15 protein-coding genes are annotated in these 15,688 nt (G+C 59.0%); 7 read left to right on the forward strand and 8 right to left on the reverse strand.

Annotation, left to right across the window (positions count from 1 at the left end; genetic code table 11):
* Positions 1-25 precede the first annotated feature (25 nt).
* Complete coding sequence (locus ACR0JX_RS07560) at positions 26-682, reverse strand: DsbA family oxidoreductase (RefSeq protein ID WP_480542768.1); 657 nt, start codon at positions 680-682, stop codon at positions 26-28.
* Positions 679-2,196, reverse strand: a complete 1,518-nt coding sequence (locus tag ACR0JX_RS07565; protein ID WP_480542769.1) for a class I adenylate-forming enzyme family protein — start codon at positions 2,194-2,196, stop codon at positions 679-681. The genes ACR0JX_RS07560 and ACR0JX_RS07565 overlap by 4 nt, the downstream gene beginning before the upstream one ends.
* Positions 2,197-2,260: 64 nt before the next feature.
* On the opposite strand from ACR0JX_RS07565, the gene ACR0JX_RS07570 reads away from it, so the two are divergent.
* The gene (locus ACR0JX_RS07570) at positions 2,261-2,884 is read left to right on the forward strand and encodes a helix-turn-helix domain-containing protein (RefSeq protein ID WP_353006982.1); all 624 of its coding nucleotides are present in this window, start codon (positions 2,261-2,263) and stop codon (positions 2,882-2,884) included.
* Here ACR0JX_RS07570 and ACR0JX_RS07575 read toward each other — a convergent pair.
* Both ACR0JX_RS07575 and ACR0JX_RS07580 read right to left on the reverse strand, forming a co-directional pair.
* The gene (locus tag ACR0JX_RS07575; RefSeq protein WP_353006984.1) at positions 2,873-3,112 is read right to left on the reverse strand and encodes an SPASM domain-containing protein; all 240 of its coding nucleotides are present in this window, start codon (positions 3,110-3,112) and stop codon (positions 2,873-2,875) included. The two genes, ACR0JX_RS07570 and ACR0JX_RS07575, sit on opposite strands and share 12 nt — an antisense overlap.
* A 534-nt stretch (positions 3,113-3,646) precedes the next feature.
* A complete protein-coding gene (locus tag ACR0JX_RS07580) occupies positions 3,647-5,461 on the reverse strand; it encodes an extracellular solute-binding protein (protein ID WP_480542771.1) in 1,815 nt (604 codons plus the stop codon).
* A 299-nt stretch (positions 5,462-5,760) separates the two neighbouring features.
* Here ACR0JX_RS07580 and ACR0JX_RS07585 point away from each other — a divergent pair, with 299 nt between their 5' ends.
* Together ACR0JX_RS07585 and ACR0JX_RS07590 are read left to right on the forward strand one after the other, a co-directional pair.
* Complete coding sequence (locus tag ACR0JX_RS07585) at positions 5,761-6,534, forward strand: 3-hydroxybutyrate dehydrogenase (RefSeq protein WP_480542773.1); 774 nt, start codon at positions 5,761-5,763, stop codon at positions 6,532-6,534.
* Positions 6,535-6,598: 64 nt separating this feature from the next.
* Positions 6,599-7,624, forward strand: coding sequence for a patatin-like phospholipase family protein (locus ACR0JX_RS07590; RefSeq protein ID WP_480542775.1), 1,026 nt, complete (start codon positions 6,599-6,601; stop codon positions 7,622-7,624).
* Here the strand turns inward: ACR0JX_RS07590 and ACR0JX_RS07595 are convergent, their stop codons facing one another.
* From ACR0JX_RS07595 to ACR0JX_RS07605, 3 genes are all read right to left on the reverse strand, one after another.
* A complete protein-coding gene (locus ACR0JX_RS07595; RefSeq protein WP_480542777.1) occupies positions 7,625-8,302 on the reverse strand; it encodes a DUF502 domain-containing protein in 678 nt (225 codons plus the stop codon).
* A 64-nt stretch (positions 8,303-8,366) separates the two neighbouring features.
* Positions 8,367-9,278, reverse strand: coding sequence for a pseudouridine-5'-phosphate glycosidase (locus ACR0JX_RS07600; protein WP_480542779.1), 912 nt, complete (start codon positions 9,276-9,278; stop codon positions 8,367-8,369).
* Positions 9,275-10,168, reverse strand: coding sequence for a PfkB family carbohydrate kinase (locus ACR0JX_RS07605; RefSeq protein WP_480542781.1), 894 nt, complete (start codon positions 10,166-10,168; stop codon positions 9,275-9,277). Before ACR0JX_RS07605 ends, ACR0JX_RS07600 begins: the two co-directional genes overlap by 4 nt.
* Positions 10,169-10,320: 152 nt before the next feature.
* Between ACR0JX_RS07605 and ACR0JX_RS07610 the strand changes: the two genes are divergently transcribed.
* Entirely contained in the window at positions 10,321-11,436 is a 1,116-nt protein-coding gene (locus ACR0JX_RS07610; protein ID WP_480542783.1) for a hypothetical protein, read from the forward strand.
* Here the strand turns inward: ACR0JX_RS07610 and ACR0JX_RS07615 are convergent.
* On the reverse strand, positions 11,429-12,052 hold the full coding sequence (locus ACR0JX_RS07615) for a thiamine phosphate synthase (RefSeq protein ID WP_480542785.1): 624 nt from the start codon (positions 12,050-12,052) through the stop codon (positions 11,429-11,431). The genes ACR0JX_RS07610 and ACR0JX_RS07615 overlap by 8 nt on opposite strands.
* A gap of 165 nt (positions 12,053-12,217) precedes the next feature.
* Here ACR0JX_RS07615 and ACR0JX_RS07620 point away from each other — a divergent pair, with 165 nt between their 5' ends.
* The 3 genes from ACR0JX_RS07620 to ACR0JX_RS07630 all read left to right on the forward strand — a co-directional run bounded on the left by ACR0JX_RS07620 (position 12,218) and on the right by ACR0JX_RS07630 (position 15,643).
* Complete coding sequence (locus ACR0JX_RS07620) at positions 12,218-12,961, forward strand: RNA methyltransferase (RefSeq protein ID WP_480542787.1); 744 nt, start codon at positions 12,218-12,220, stop codon at positions 12,959-12,961.
* Between the two features lie 62 nt (positions 12,962-13,023).
* Positions 13,024-14,169, forward strand: a complete 1,146-nt coding sequence (ctaA, locus tag ACR0JX_RS07625) for a heme A synthase (protein ID WP_480542789.1) — start codon at positions 13,024-13,026, stop codon at positions 14,167-14,169.
* Between the two features lie 4 nt (positions 14,170-14,173).
* Positions 14,174-15,643: a carboxypeptidase M32 gene (locus ACR0JX_RS07630; protein ID WP_480542791.1), complete on the forward strand. Its 1,470-nt coding sequence runs from the start codon at positions 14,174-14,176 to the stop codon at positions 15,641-15,643.
* Positions 15,644-15,688 lie beyond the last annotated feature (45 nt).

The raw sequence follows: 15,688 nt of genomic DNA on the forward strand, positions 1-15,688 counted from the left end.
GAATTTTGCACAGAGCTCTGTGCTTCTATGCAGAGGAAGCCTCAAGTTGAGACATGATCTCGCCAATCACTTTCTCCCACATTTCAGGAGGTTGCGCGCCCGGAACGGCATGTTGATTGGCAACAATGAAGGTCGGAACAGAACCCACACCCATTTCGCGTGAATGGGTATCGCGGTTGCGGATATCTTCGCGGTCGGCGTCAGATTTCAGCAGTTTCAGCACCACCGCTGCATCCATACCCGCGCTGTCGGCAATGTCAGACAGAACCTCCGGGTCGCCGATATCGCGTGCTTGAACGAAATAGGCGTCGAACAGAGCATCGACAACGGCATTCTGCTTGCCCTCGATCCCGGCCCAGTGGATCAGGCGATGTGCGTCCAGCGTGTTTGGCGTGCGCTTCATTCCCTCAAAGTCGATTTTGAGGCCCGCATTCTCGGCATGTTCAACCACGGGTGCATAGGCGCGCACCGCACCGTCCTTGCCGCCGAATTTCCGTTCCAGATACTCGCGCCGATCCATGCCTGCGTCGGGCATATCGGGGTTCAGTTGGAACGGGTGCCATTCGATCACAAACGGATGGTCCGGCACCTTTGCCAAGGCTTTGTCCAGATGGGTTTTGCCGATGTAGCACCACGGGCAGATCGGATCGGACAGGATATCAAGCTTGACGGTCTGGGTCATTCGGTGGTCGCCTTGAAATAGGCCGGCAATGCGCGGCGCAGGAGTTTGCCGTTGCCGCCGGTCGGCAACTCAGGAAGGTGAACGAAGGCACGCGGTTGTTTGTAGCGTGCCAGATTGGCTTGGACATAGGCGCGCAAAGCGTCCTCGTCCAGCCTTTGGGGCCCAGTATAGAAGGCTGCTATCACAAATGTGTCCGGTTTGACTTCAACCGCTGCGGCGCCGACCTGTGTGATGCCAGGATAGTTGGACAAGACGGATTCGACCTCTACCGGTGAGACGCGATAGCCGCCTGCATTCATCATATCATCGCCCCGCCCCAGATAGGTGATCTGCCCATCCACGGCCATGGCCCCATGATCGCCGGTCAGGAACCAATCGCCCTGCATACGCTGCGCGACCTCATCCGGTGCGTTGAGATAGGTCAGCATCAGGCCTGGGTCAGATCGATGGATAGCAATGGTTCCGTCCTGTCCTTGTGGAACGGGACCGTCGGGCCCAAGGATCGCAACGCGGCGACCGGGTTGTGGCTGCCCCAGCGCTTCACCACGTGCGGGATGCGCCGGGCTGGAGGAGATGAAGGTCGAGCATTCCGACATTCCATAGGCCTCAAACAGGTCAGTGCCGGTGGCGGACTGCCAGCGCGTATGTAACTGCGGAGACAGCTTTTCTCCGGCGCAAAGCCCATGACGCAGATCTGGCAGATCGATCTGTTCCGGGCCTTGCAGCATCTTGCGGAACACGCCGGGTGCGGCGGCAAAAATCGTGGCGCGGTTGCGCCCTAGCAATCCGGGCAGCGCGGCGAGATCGGTGCCGGGTTCCGGAATCAGAGCCGTCGCGCCGATGGTCCACGGATCCATCAACCCCGTGCCCAGCGTGTAGGTCCAGTTAAACGCCCCGGCGTGGCAGAGGCGATCCTTCTGCGTCAGCCCATACCAGCCATCCACCATCATCTGCCGCGCCCATATGGCGCGGTGGGCGTGCGCCACAGCGCGCGGTTTGCCCGAGGTGCCCGAGGTGTAAACCACATAGGCCAGCCGCTCGGGATCACCCAATTCAAATTCGGCGGCGGGCAGGTCGCGCATCGCTTTCAGCGCTGACAGGTCGATCTGATGCGGATGTGCAGCGCAAGCTACTGATGGATCACGCAGGATGGCAGACGGGGAAAGATCGGAAAAGATGCGGGCCGTTTCCGGTTCGGTCAGTTGCGACGAGGTCGGTACCGGCACGATTCCCACCGCGATCGCACCAAGGTAAGCGATGGGGAAATCGACGGTGTTTCCCAACCGCATCAGCGCGATGTCTCCGGGGGTCAGACCAGCCTGCAACAGGCCGGCGCCCGTTCCCAGAACGGCGCGTTTCAACCGGCTGTAACTCCAATCATCCGTGTTGTTTGCGCCCAGAACGGACAGCGCCGTTTTGTCTGGCAGGCGATCCGCACGGCGCAGCACATGGGCGGCCAGATTGAACGGAGTGGGGCAGGGCACGGGTGGCCCCTGATTAAAGATCGACAACATGCAGTCTGGCTAACGCGGCGTCTGCTGCGTTGCAAGCAGGGCTGGCTGGTCCTATAGAAAGGCCATGAGCACGCAAGATCCCAAATCCCTAATCCGCATTGCCCGCGAATCCGGTGTTGAGGCAGAGGTTGAACCTCTGGACCTTGGCGTGCGTGTCCGCGAACTGCGCAAGGCACGAAACTGGACGCTGGAACAGGCCGCGACGCAGGCCGGGTTGGCGCGCTCGACCCTCAGCAAGATCGAAAACGGGCAGATGTCACCCACCTATGATGCGCTGAAAAAGCTGGCCATCGGGTTGGAGATTTCGGTGCCGCAGCTGTTCACCCCACCACAGCGCGATCAGGTGATCGGGCGCATGGCGGTGACCCGGGTGGGCGATGGGACGGCCCATGCCACCGCAACCTACGAGCATGAGTTGCTGGCCGAGACGCTGACGAAAAAGCAGATGCTGCCATACCGCGCACGGGTGCGTGCCCGGTCAATGGACGAGTTTGACGGATGGGTGCGCCATGATGGTGAAGAATTCTTATATGTGCTGACGGGTGTTGTGCGCCTGTACACCGAGTTCTACGAGCCTGTTGAAATGCGCCGGGGGGACAGTGCCTATTATGATGGCAGCATGGGGCACAATGTCGTGTCGGTCAGCGACGAAGATGCCACGATCCTGTGGGTGACGTCACTTGGCTAAGGCTGCATGCGCCAGTTCGTGGTTCAGGCGTTCGGTGAACAGGAAATCCTCGACCTCTTCATGGGCTTCATTCACCGTCAGATGATGACGTTCGGCCAGATAGGCCTCGAACCGTTCACGATTGTTCCAGACGCTGTCCATGTCCTGATCTCTCAGGTTTGGAAAACGCCGTTTTGCGCGGGCATAAGTGGCGCCCAGCTCTTTTGTAAGTTCTGCCCAGTTCAACATGTGCGAGCCTCCCTTGATCCGACCTGGACTGCTCTCCCCCACCGATAGGGTACGAAGCAGTTACAGTAACCTCAGACATGACAAAATGTCGCAGGTGGTGTGCGGGTTGTTTGCCAAAGAAAAACCCGCTGCGGGTCGTCCGCAACGGGCCTTTGGACCTGAGTTTGTGAGTGAGTGGTAGCCAGTCCGATGTAACGAGGTCAGTGTCAATGTCCTGCCTGTTTAGGTGTCTGATATGAAAGAGCTAATTTTCTGCTGATCGTGTGTTTCCCTACACTCAGGCTATATCACTAGAATATGATGAGTAAAGTGAATTGATGACTATGATCGGAAACCTACCAAATTTAGCTGTCTGACACGTATGTTGCCGATCTTTCTTCGCCACCACACTAAACATGGGGCGCATGTCACCCTGTGCTGATTATTGCCGAAGCAGGATAGCAAAAGGGTCGGGGCGCGATCGGAGCCTCGCATCCAGTGTTCGGTTCAACAGGCCATTCGCTTTGTGAGGCTTTTGGTGCGACGCAAAGGGGTTTAACCTTCGTACCACCAGATCTCCGGCATGTATTGCGGCCCGTCGCCGTAGATCGGCAGCGTTTCAGGGAATTTCAGTTCCTGGATATGCGCGATACGGCCAACATCGAAATTCCAGATCGGAATGACATACCGACCTGCTGTCAAAACCCGGTCCAGTGCGCGGGTCGCTGCGACAAAATCCTCGCGAGACTCCGAGGCCAGCATGGCATTGATCATCCCGTCCACAGCCGGTGAGACAACGCCCATCAGGTTTCGAGTTCCTGGAGTATCGGCGTTTTCGCTGCCCCAGTACAAGCGCTGTTCATTACCCGGAGACAGGGACAGCGCACGGCGGAACGGGGTCATGTCAAAATCCAACTCGGCGATGCGGCCCGTATATTGCGCATTATCCACCTGTTCGGTGAGGACCTGAATGCCCAACCGCTCCAGCGCGCGGGCATAGATCTCGACCGCTGTTTGCATCTCGGTATCGCCCTGTTGCAACAAAACGCCTATCCGGAAAGGCTCACCATTCTGGTTCTGTAAAACACCGCCCTGAATGGTCCATCCGGCCTCAGCCAGCAGCTTGGTTGCTTCGCGGATATTGCTGCGATTGCGGGCTGAGCCGTCCCCTTCGGGCAATACATAGCCCTCCAGAGTGCCAGGGGTCAGGTCCTCCTGAAACGGTTCCAACAGCGATTGTACTTTGCCGGTGGCGGGTCCGGGCTGCATCGCCAGATCGGAGCCCGAGAAATATGAGGTAATTCTGGGCTGCGCGCCGCCCGTAATCGTGTCGTTGATAAATTCGAAGTTGAAGGCCAGCGTCAGCGCCTCGCGCACGCGCCAGTCATCGAACGGGGCTTTGCGGGTGTTCATGACAAGCCCGGTCATGCCCGAGGGCTTACCGTGTGGGATTTCGGTTTTGATCACATCGCCGCGCTGGATGGCGGGGAAGGCATACTGGTTGTCCCATTTGTCCGCGTTGAATTCCCGCACAGCGGATAGCTCTCCGGCCTTGAAAGCCTCAAACAAAACCGTGGCATCGCCGTAGAACTCGATCCGCATTTCATCCAGGTTCATCGTGCCGCGGCGAAACGGGATGTCCGCGCCCCAGTAGTCAGGGTTTCGGCGCAGGTTGACGTATCTGCCCGCCTCAAAGTCATCGATCACATAGGGGCCGGTGCCGATCGGGATGTCTTGCAGCGGGGCGTCGGCAAAGCTCTTGCCCTCCCACTGAGCTTTTTTGAGGATCGGCCGCAGCCCGGCGATCAGGGCCAATTCGCGATCGGGTTCATTGAACGAAATCCGGACTGTGCGCGGGCCGGTTGCTTCGATACTATCGATCTTGGACCACAGCCCGCGGTAGCGCAGATGACCTTCGGTACCCAATGTCTGGAACGACCAGATCACATCCTCGACCGTTACCGGTGTTCCGTCGGAAAACGCAGCCTCTTCCCGCAGCGTGAATTCGACCCAGGACCGGTCCGGCGCCGTCTCAACCGATTCGGCTAACAGCCCGTAAAGAGTGAAAGGTTCGTCCCAGGACCGGCCCATCAGGCTTTCATGGGTCCAAAATCGCAATTGCCAGGGAGAGGTGCCTTTTTGCACAAACGGGTTCAAACTGTTATAGCCGCCCGTATTCCCAAAAACGACCTTGCCACCTTTGGGCGCATCCGGATTTGCATAGGGCAGAGACACAAAATCCGGTGGTAGAGCCGGATCGCCATACATAGCTATGCCATGTGACGAATCTGCTTGGGCCAAAGGGGCGGCCAAAATGCAGGCGATTCCCGCTGCGAGTGAACGAAGTGGGCGTAGAAAATCCGGGCTCATTTTGGAAACAATCCTGCTCTGGCCTTATTTTGTTGGGTATCATCGTACCGATGATTTTTCTTATTTTCAAACTTTTAGCTTGGATGAAGGCATGGAATTGCTTATAAAGGTCTCACTGCTCGATAGGTTTCTTGCCTGTATGAAACCTGCCTCAATAACTTAACGCCCGCTTCGTGCGGGCGTTTTTTTTGGCTGCGGCAAGCCGTATCAGCGCGAGACTTTATCGGCGTCTTTCCCCGTTTTCTTTGCAAGTGCAGCATGGCATGCTGCGTTTGAACAGAGGTCAGCGGAGAATGGTTATGAGCCTGTCGGGAAAAACAGCTATCATCACAGGATCGAATTCGGGGATCGGTTTGGGCATTGCACGCGAACTGGCCAAGGCCGGGGCAGACGTGGTCTTAAACTCATTCACGGATCGGGATGAGGATCATGCGCTCGCTGCCGAGATCACAAAAGAAACGGGAACCAAGGCGCGCTACATCAAGGCCGACATGTCCAAGGGCGATGAATGCCGCGCTCTGATTGCGACGGCCGGGGCTTGCGATATCCTGGTGAACAACGCGGGCATTCAGCACGTCTCGCCCATTGATCAGTTCCCGGTCGAGAAATGGGATGCGATTATTGCGATCAACATGAACTCGGCCTTTCACACCACAGCGGCGGCCCTGCCATTGATGCGTGCCGCAGGATGGGGACGGGTCGTCAATATCGCGTCGGCCCATGGTCTGACGGCTTCGCCCTACAAGACGGCCTATGTCGCGGCTAAGCACGGGGTTGTCGGGATGACCAAATCGGTTGCTCTGGAGACAGCGCAGGAGCCGATCACCTGCAATGCGGTTTGTCCGGGCTATGTGCTGACGCCGCTGGTTGAGGCGCAAATCCCCGACACGATGAAGGAATACAACATGAGCCGCGAGGATGTGATCAAGAATGTCATGTTGGAGCGGCAACCATCCAAAGAGTTTGCGACAGTCGAGCAACTGGGGGGCACCGTGCAGTTCCTGTGTTCCGACGCGGCGGCGCAGATCACAGGTACGACAATCTCGGTGGATGGGGGCTGGACGGCTTTGTGAGCTATTATGGGGGCTCTGCCCCCATACCCCCGGGATATTTTTGGCCAGATGAAGAGGCGGAACCATGAAACGGATCAATCTGGCATTGCAGGGTGGTGGGGCGCATGGGGCCTTCACCTGGGGCGTTCTTGACCGAATTCTGGATGAAGAGGATATCGAGGTTGCGGCGATCACCGGAACCTCGGCCGGGGCGTTGAACGGGGCGGCGTTCAAATCTGGGATGGTGCATGCAGGCCGCGAAGGCGCGCGGGCGCGATTGGATGAGTTGTGGAAACAGATGGGCGCCGTGGGTGACATGCGCCTGACCAACTGGTTTCGCGGGTTGGAGCCGTCCAGCATCGCGCAGGCTATGGAATATTCGCTGCCCTATTCGGTGGGCGAGGCCTGGTCGCGGATGGTGTCGCCTTATGCCTATGGGCCGTTCTATACCAACCCGCTTGAGCCCGTTGTTGACCGGTTCAACTTTGAAGAAGTCTGCGCCGATCAGGGGCCAGGCCTATTTGTCTGTGCAACCTGCGTGCGCAGCGGCAAGATCCGTGTGTTCACGGGGGACGAGATATCGACGGATGCTATTCTGGCCTCGGCCTGTTTGCCGACCTTATTTAAGGCGGTTGAGATTTATGACCCAGATACCGACCGGACCGAAGCCTATTGGGATGGCGGGTATACGGGTAACCCGGCCTTGTATCCTTTGTTCCGTGATGACCTGCCGGATGATGTGGTGATTGTGAACATCAACCCACTGGAAAGGGACGAATTGCCCATCACGCCGCAGCAGATTCAGAACCGGATCAACGAGATTAGTTTTAATTCTTCGCTGTTTCGCGAGTTGCGGGCGATCAGTTTTGTGCAGCGCCTGCTGAAAGAAGGTAAACTGAAAGCGGGTGAGATGAGCCGTGTATTGGTGCACATGATCGCGGATAACGAGCTGATGAACAGCCTGTCTGTTGCCACAAAAACCGTGCCCAACCCGGTGATCCTGCATAAGCTGAAACAGGCGGGGAGGGATGCAGCGGATGGGTTCCTGTCGCGGCATAAGGGTGATCTTGGGCAGAACAGTACCGTCGATCTGCCTGCGATGTTCGGCTGATCACTCGGGCGGCTGGGTCGGATCTTTTTCGTTCGGATAGACCAGCCCAGCCGAAATCACCAGTTTGGCCGCATCTTCGATGCTCATATCCAGCAAGATGACGTCTTCTTCTGGGAAGAACAGCAAGAAGCCTGAGGTCGGGTTGGGTGTGGTCGGTATGAAGACGCTCAGCAGGTCGCCACCGGTTTCGGCCCTGACATTGACTTCGCCTTTGGCTGTAGTCGACACGAACCCGATCGCCCAGATGCCGCGGCGCGGGTATTGAACAAGACAGGCTTTTTCAAAGGATCGCTCGGTCTGGGCGAATACGGTTTCCGAGATTTGTTTGATCCCGGAATAGATCGACCGCACGATGGGCATTCGGTTCACCAGGCTTTCAGTGAACGAGATAAAGGATCGGCCAAGGATACCTTTGGCGACCCAGCCGACCAGAATGGTGAAGATCAGGAAGATAATGACGCCAACGCCGCGCAGGTTGATGCCCACATATTGCTCGGGCTGGAATTGATGCGGCACCAAAGGCAACACCGCACTGTCGATCCAGCCAACGACGGACCAGATCAGCCATACGGTCAGCCAGACCGGCGCAATCACAACGATTCCCGTTAGGAATGACGCACGCAGGCGCGCGAACAGACCAGGGCGGCGATGGGGTTTTTCGTCAAACGGTGTATTCATTGCGGATCCGAGTGGCTTGCCGGACTAGTTAAGCAGTCCGGCGGGCCGGTGCAATAGGGCAGAATTACGTGCTGTTTGCCAGTGCTTTAGCGATATTCGCGGCCAGTCGTGCGTTGTTGCGGACCAATGCGATATTTGCGGTCAGCGACCGGCCTTGGGTCTTTTCAAATATCCGTTGCAGCAGATAGGGCGTGACGGCTTTTCCGGTGATGCGGTGCGCATCCGCGTCGGCCTGCGCCTCGGCGATGATCGGCGCCAGTTCCTCGGCTGGGATTTGATCGGCGGCGGGGATCGGATTGGCGACCAACTGACCGCCGGGCAGACCCAGCGCGCGGCGGGTGGCGTGGGCCTTGGCGATGGCCTCGGCGCTGTCCATCCGCAGGGGCGCAGCATAAGGGGATTTGGCCGACCAGAAAGCCGGGAACTCGTCTTGGCCATGCGCGATGACGGGCACACCCAGAGTTTCTAGCACTTCAAGTGTTTTGGCCAGGTCGAGGATGGCTTTGGCTCCAGCAGCCACAACAGTGACCGGGGTTTGGCCAAGCTCGTGTAGATCAGCAGAGATATCGAACGAGGTTTCGGCCCCTTGGTGTACACCGCCAATACCGCCGGTCGCAAAAACCTCGATCCCTGCATAATGCGCGGCGATCATCGTCGCGGCGACGGTGGTGGCACCGGTACCACCGGTTGCAATGCAGGCCGCCATGTCCGCGCGTGACAGCTTGGCGACGCCCTGAGCTTGGCCCAACGACTGCAATTGATCGGGTTCAAGACCTACGTGTAGCGCGCCCTCGATCACCGCCATCGTGGCCGGAACGGCGCCCGCATCACGAATATCTTGTTCAACCTGGGCCGCGACCTCAATGTTCTGGGGGTAGGGCATACCATGGGTGATGATGGTGCTTTCCAGCGCCACGATGGGCTGACCTGCGTCCTTGGCGGCGCGGACCTCGGTGGAATATTGGATGTTGATCACAGGGGAGTTTCTCCGGAAACATAGGTTGCGGCGGCGTTCAGAGCACGGGTCAGGGCCGACTGCTCATCGGCCCCGTTTGATTCTGAGGCGATATGCGCCGCCATGAAAGTGTCGCCCGCGCCGGTAACGCGGGTCACCAGTACAGATGGGGGCGTCTGGGTCAGAACGCCTGTTGCTGATCCCACCGTCGCGGAGTTGCCGCCATCGGTGACCAGGACCCGCAAGGCACCGCGATCCAGCAGGCCTTTGGCGGCGGATTCTGAATCGGTGAACTCGCGCTGACAGAGCAGGCCAGCTTCTTCCAAATTCACGTATAGCGTCGCACGGGCGTGTTTCAGGAAGGGCAGCAGGCGTTCGGCCTTGCCGGGCGAAGCCGGCGCAACGCGCAGGTCTGCCTTGGCAAAGGCCGGGCTCTGCGCGATTTCTTCCAGCAGGTTCAGTGTCAGGTTCCCATCCAGCGCAATCGGGCCTTCAAAGGGCGCGTTTTCGTATCCCAGAGGACCCTGCATCAACGGGCGCAGGATTTTGGCCCCGGCTGCCTCAAGCGAATGCGCATCGGCGATGGCGGCAATTAAGCCATTCGCCCCTTCGACCGCCATATAGCGATCAGTGGGCAGGTCTTGCGAGCGGTAGATATGCTCGGTCACCATACCGAGCCGTGCGCAGGCGTTTGCCAGTTCGTCACCTTCGGGGTCGCGTCCAATCGCGGTCAGCAGGGTCGGCGTCATGCCAAAGCGCACCAGCGTCATGGCGATGTTCATCGCAACGCCACCGGGCAATCGGGTGATCCGGCCTGGCACGTCCGATCCCTGTCGCATGGCGCTGGCGGATCGTCCGATCACGTCCCACAGGACAGAACCGATACACAGGATTTCGCTGTTCTGAGTCATGCTGTTGTCATGCCGCAGCACCGGGGGGCGTGCAAGAGGGTGCTCGCAGATAAAGCCGCGCGCTCAACTGTTCGGGCTTGCGATCCGAAGCATTCGGCGGGAAACTTGCCGCATATGGTTTCTGATTTGATTTTATTCGCAGAGTGTCACGCATGAGCGGGTTGGTCCGCCTTATCCTGATATTGCCGGTCGTTTTGACCTTGTTAGCTGCGCCAACTAGGGCGCAAACGCATCCGCCGAGCATTGTCGAGTTCTGGACCAAAGCAGAGAGCCTTCTGATTGAGATCAGCCTGAATGCCGAAATGTTTCTGGCCGGGCTCGACCCCTACACGCAACCGGATGTTGCGGGCAATGCGCGCTATCGAGAACTCCGCCGGCTGGTCTCATCCGAGTTGGAGGTCGAGGTGCGGGGCTTTGTTGATGGCTGGGCGGCCTCTTTGCAGGTTGAGATCGAAGGACCGGTTGGTCTTTCCTATGAAGGCGTGCGCATCCCGGTGGTTGGGGATCCGGACAAGCCCCGTCTCTCAAAGCTTTTGCTGACGGCACCCTTGCCCGAGGGGGCATCGGCGCTGCGGCTGACATGGCCTTCCGGTCACGGCCCCGTTGTGATCAAACAGCAGCGTGTCGAGGCACCCTATACCGGCTACCTGATGGCCGGAGAGACCAGCCCGCTGATCCCGCTGCAAGGCGGCGCGGCGCTGAGCGGACAACAAACGATACAGGTGTTTCTGGTCAAAGGTGCAGAGCAGATCGTAACGGACGGTATGCGTGTATTTGCGTTGGCCCTGGCTTTGGTCTTTCTGTCGCTGTCCCCAAGATCACTGGTCCTGCAATTGGTCTTTTTGTCCCTCGGCGCGGTTTTTGGGCTGGCGTTGTCAGCATACGGAGCATTGGTGCTGTCGTCCGTTGTTACGACGATGTCGTCGACGGCAGCGGTTGTGGTGCTGGCGCTTTGGAATCTGATCCTGCGCGGTATTCATGTGTTTCGCCTGTTGGCGGTGTTTGCCATTGGCTTGTTGTTGGGCAACGCTCTAAGCCAGTCGTTGAGTGCGATCGGTGCGCCGCCGGATCACCTGCCACCGGCGCTTTTGGGATATGCGATTGGCTATCTGGCGGTCCTGTTAGCGGCTGCTGCGACCGCGTTGGGTGTTGTCACCGTGATTGCGGGCGGATCCCATCGCCTGCGCAGTCGCATCTCGGTTTTGGGCTCGATCCTGATTGCTGGTCTGGGCGTCTATTGGATGATCGAGCCTTGGTTGTTTAGCTAGCTATGCTCTCAAGTAGAGTGTTCAGCGCCGCCAACGGATCCTCGGCAGACCAGATTTCGTTGCCGATGCCAAAGAAATCTGTGCAGGGAGACAGGGTGCGGATAAGGTCGGGGGTCAGGCCACCCTCGGCCACCACCGGAACTTCGATCATTTCGGACCACCATTGGAACAAGTCTTTTTCCGCCAAGGTACCGTCACCCAGAGACGACGCACCCACTGGGCCGAAGGCGACATAGTCGACGCCTGCCTCACCTGCGGTCATGCCGTCATGGCTCGAGGCCCCGCAGAAACTGCCAACAATGGTATCTGCGCCCAGTTCCTTACGCGCGGCGCGCACGGATCGCGCCGCGTCATCCAGATGCACGCCATCCAGCCCCAGCCGCTGCACCATCAGAACATGGTTGGAAATCACAATCGCCACATCGCGCGCATGGGCCACCTCGCGGCAGGCATCAGCGGCACGGGCAATGGTATCTTCATCATTCCCGGCCAGAGCGAGGCGAATGCACGCGATCTCGAACCCGTCGAGCACCCGCGCCAGTTGGTCCGGAAAGGTACTGAGCGTGATGGTCGGGGGCGTGATCAGGTAAATCTGCGGCTGCTCTGGAGTGTCCATGTGCGCGTCCTTCGGTATTCAGTTCCTCGCGCGGTTTAGCGGATTGCCGTAGGGAAGCAAACTTTTTTGCCTGCCGAGCGGGTATTTGGAAACAGAAGAAGCATGGGGCGGCTTGCCCTTCGTCTATGCGGCGACTAGAGCAAGCGGAGTTTTTCGGAGACAGCCATGCCCAGCGATACCTCTCAGCCTTCTTTCGTGCTTGTGCGCCCGCAGATGGGGGAAAACATCGGTGCCGCCGCGCGGGCGATGTGGAATTTCGGGTTGGACCGGATGCGGATCGTGGCGCCGCGCGACGGGTGGCCGAACCCGAAGGCGGTGGCAATGTCGAGTGGGGCGGGGCGACTGCTGGATGAGGCGCAATTGTTTGACGATCTGGTGGGGTCACTGTCCGACACCACATTTGTCTTTGCGACGACGGCGCGGCAACGCGGGCTAACCAAGCCGGTCTACAGCCCGGAACGCGCCATGCAGATCGCGGCGGAGAAGGTGGCGGCAGGCGAAAAGGTCGCCGTTTTGTTTGGGCCCGAGCGCGCTGGGCTGGAAAATGAAGACATCGCCAAAGCCAACGCGATCATCTCGGTTCCTGTGAATCCGGAATATGCCTCGCTGAACCTGGGCCAATGCGTCTTGCTAACTGCTTATGAATGGATGCGCCAGACCGGTGATGTGGTGCATGAGGCCACCGATCTGGGCAAGGGCGACTGGGCGACCGGGATTGAGGTCGAGAAGCTGGTTGAACACTATGAAGATCGGTTGGAAGAGGCGGGTTTCTTCTACCCGCCGGAAAAAGCCGAGGGCATGAAAACCAATCTGCGCAACCTGTGGTCGCGGATGCGAATGACGCGGGCGGATGTGCAGATGTTGCACGGTGTCATGCGTCAGATGGTCCGTTGGAAAGACAAAGGGTAAGGCTGGACCTTGCCCCTCACTGGCCCTAGCTTGCGACGAAATCCAGGACATATGAGGACAGCATGAGCGCCAAGCGCAGCATCTTCGAAGACGTCTCAGACACCGAAAAACAACAAGCCGTTCAACCCGGTATGATCGACAAGGGCCGTGGCGGGGCACGCAAGGCGATCCGGGCGTGGCTGATGGTCCTGTTCGCTCTGGTCGTTGTGATGATCGCCGTAGGTGGCCTGACCCGGCTGACCGATAGCGGGCTTTCGATCACCGAATGGCGTCCGATCACCGGGGCCATTCCGCCGATGACCGAGGCGGACTGGCAATCCGAATTCGACAAGTACAAGGAAATCGACCAGTGGCGCATTCAGAACCAGTGGATGGAGCTGGATGATTTCAAATTCATCTACTGGTGGGAATGGGGCCACCGCCAATTGGGCCGCGTGATCGGCTTGGTTTGGGCGCTTGGTTTCTTTGGCTTCCTGATCGCGCGCAAAATCCCCACGGGTTGGACCGGCAAACTGCTGATCCCCGGTGCCTTGGGTGGCGTTCAGGGTGCGGTCGGCTGGTGGATGGTCGCCTCGGGCGTGACACAGGGCGAGGGGATGACAGCCGTTGCCAGCTATCGTCTGGCGACACATCTCGGCTTGGCCTTCGTGATCCTTGGGTTCCTCGCGTGGTATATCTTTGAGCTGGGCCGGGACGAGCGCGACCTGATGCAGGCGCGCCGCGCGAAAGAGGCGAAACTGTTCTCGCTCTCGACCGGCCTCCTGCATTTCACCTTTTTACAAATACTCATTGGTGCGCTGGTCGCCGGGATTGACGCCGGGCGGTCCTACACCGACTGGCCTCTGATCGGTGGACAGCTCTTGCCGCCAGATGCGACCATGCTGGAACCGATGTGGCGCAACTTCTTCGAAAGCCCCGGTCTGGTGCAGTTCATCCATCGTTGCGCGGGATATCTGCTGTTCATCTTCGCCATCATCGTCTGGCGTCGGGGGCAGACCAGCGCCCATCCGCAGACCCGTTTCGCCTTCAACGCAGCCTTTGCGGCCCTGTCTCTGCAGGTGGTGGTCGGGATCGTCACGGTCGTATATGCAGCCCCGTGGCAGATCGCCATTTTCCACCAGTTTATGGCCGTTGTCGTCTGGACCCTGATCCTGCGCGCGCGCTTCCTGGCGGCCTACCCAATTGCAACTTCAGTGCGCGGAGTTTGATACCATGACCGCATTCAATGACCTGATGGCCTTTCAGCGTGAAACTTCGGCCTTAGCTCAGATCGCAGGGCGATTGGGCTGGGATCAGGAAACGATGATGCCGCGTGGGGCTGCCGCGCAACGGGCCGAGGAGATGGCCGCGATCGAGGCTGTTCTGCATGCGCGCCGGTCTGACCCGCGCGTGGCGGATTGGCTGGATCAGGCCGCCCCTCAGGATGAGGCAGGCAAGGCCCAGCTGCGCGAGATCCGTCGGGCTTATGAGCGTGCAGTCAAAGTACCGGCCGATCTGGCCACCGCAATTGCCCGCGTGACGTCAGGGGCACAGGGGAAATGGGCGCACGCACGGGCAGACGAAGATGTCTCGGCCTTTCTTCCGGTGCTGGAAGAGGTCGTCGCGCTGAAGCGACAAGAAGGCGAGGCGCTGGCGCAGGGCGGTGATGTATATGACGCCATGGTCGAGGATTATGAGCCCTACACAACCGGCGCTCAGATCGCTGCGATCTTTGATGAAATGCGCCCACGCCTGGTGGCGCTGCGAGCGGCTGTTCTCGAGCGCCGACAGCCCGCCGAGCTGACCGGCCACTTCGACGCGCGCGCCCAGATGCAACTGTCTGAAAAGCTGGCCGTCGCCTTCGGGTATGACCTGAACAATGGCCGCGTGGACAAGGCCGTGCATCCGTTCAGCTCGGGCAGCGGGCTGGATGTGCGGATCACCACCCGCACCAGCGAAACCGACCCGTTCAACTGCTTCTATTCGACCATTCATGAGGTCGGCCATGCCGCCTATGAACAAGGGATTGATCGCGACTATCTGCTGACACCGTTGGGTCAGGGCGTGTCGATGGGCGTGCACGAAAGTCAAAGCCGAATCTACGAAAACCAGCTGGGCCGGTCGAGGGCCTTCACCGGTTGGCTATTCGAGCAGATGAAAGATGCGTTTGGTGATTTTGGCATTGCCGATGCAGACGCGTTCTATGCCACCGTCAACCGCGTCCATAACGGCTATATCCGCACCGAGGCGGATGAGGTGCAGTACAACCTGCACATCATGCTGCGCTTTGACCTGGAACGCGCGCTGATGGCGGGTGATCTGCAGGTCAGCGATCTTGAGGCTGCATGGAATGACCGGTTCAAGGCTGATTTCGGCTATGCGGTCGACAAGCCTTCGAACGGGTGTTTGCAGGATGTGCATTGGTCAGTGGGTTTGTTTGGTTATTTCCCGACCTATTCGTTGGGCAATGTCTATGCTGGGTGCCTCTATCAAGCCCTGCAGATGGCGGTGCCGGAACTGGAGGCCCAGCTGGCCGAAGGTGACACATCGCAGGCAACCGGATGGCTGCGCGAAACGGTTCAGCGCCACGGCGGTCTCTATGCGCCGCGCGAGATCATTCGGCAGGCCAGCGGGATTGAACCGGGTCCGGGTCCGTTGTTGGACTATCTGGAGCAGAAATTCGGGGCGCTCTACGGTCTTTGACAGGTTGTCGTCACGTTGTCGTGCGGCAACGTGGCGTTTGAAGTC

The organism is Ruegeria sp. AH7 (assembly GCF_056541325.1).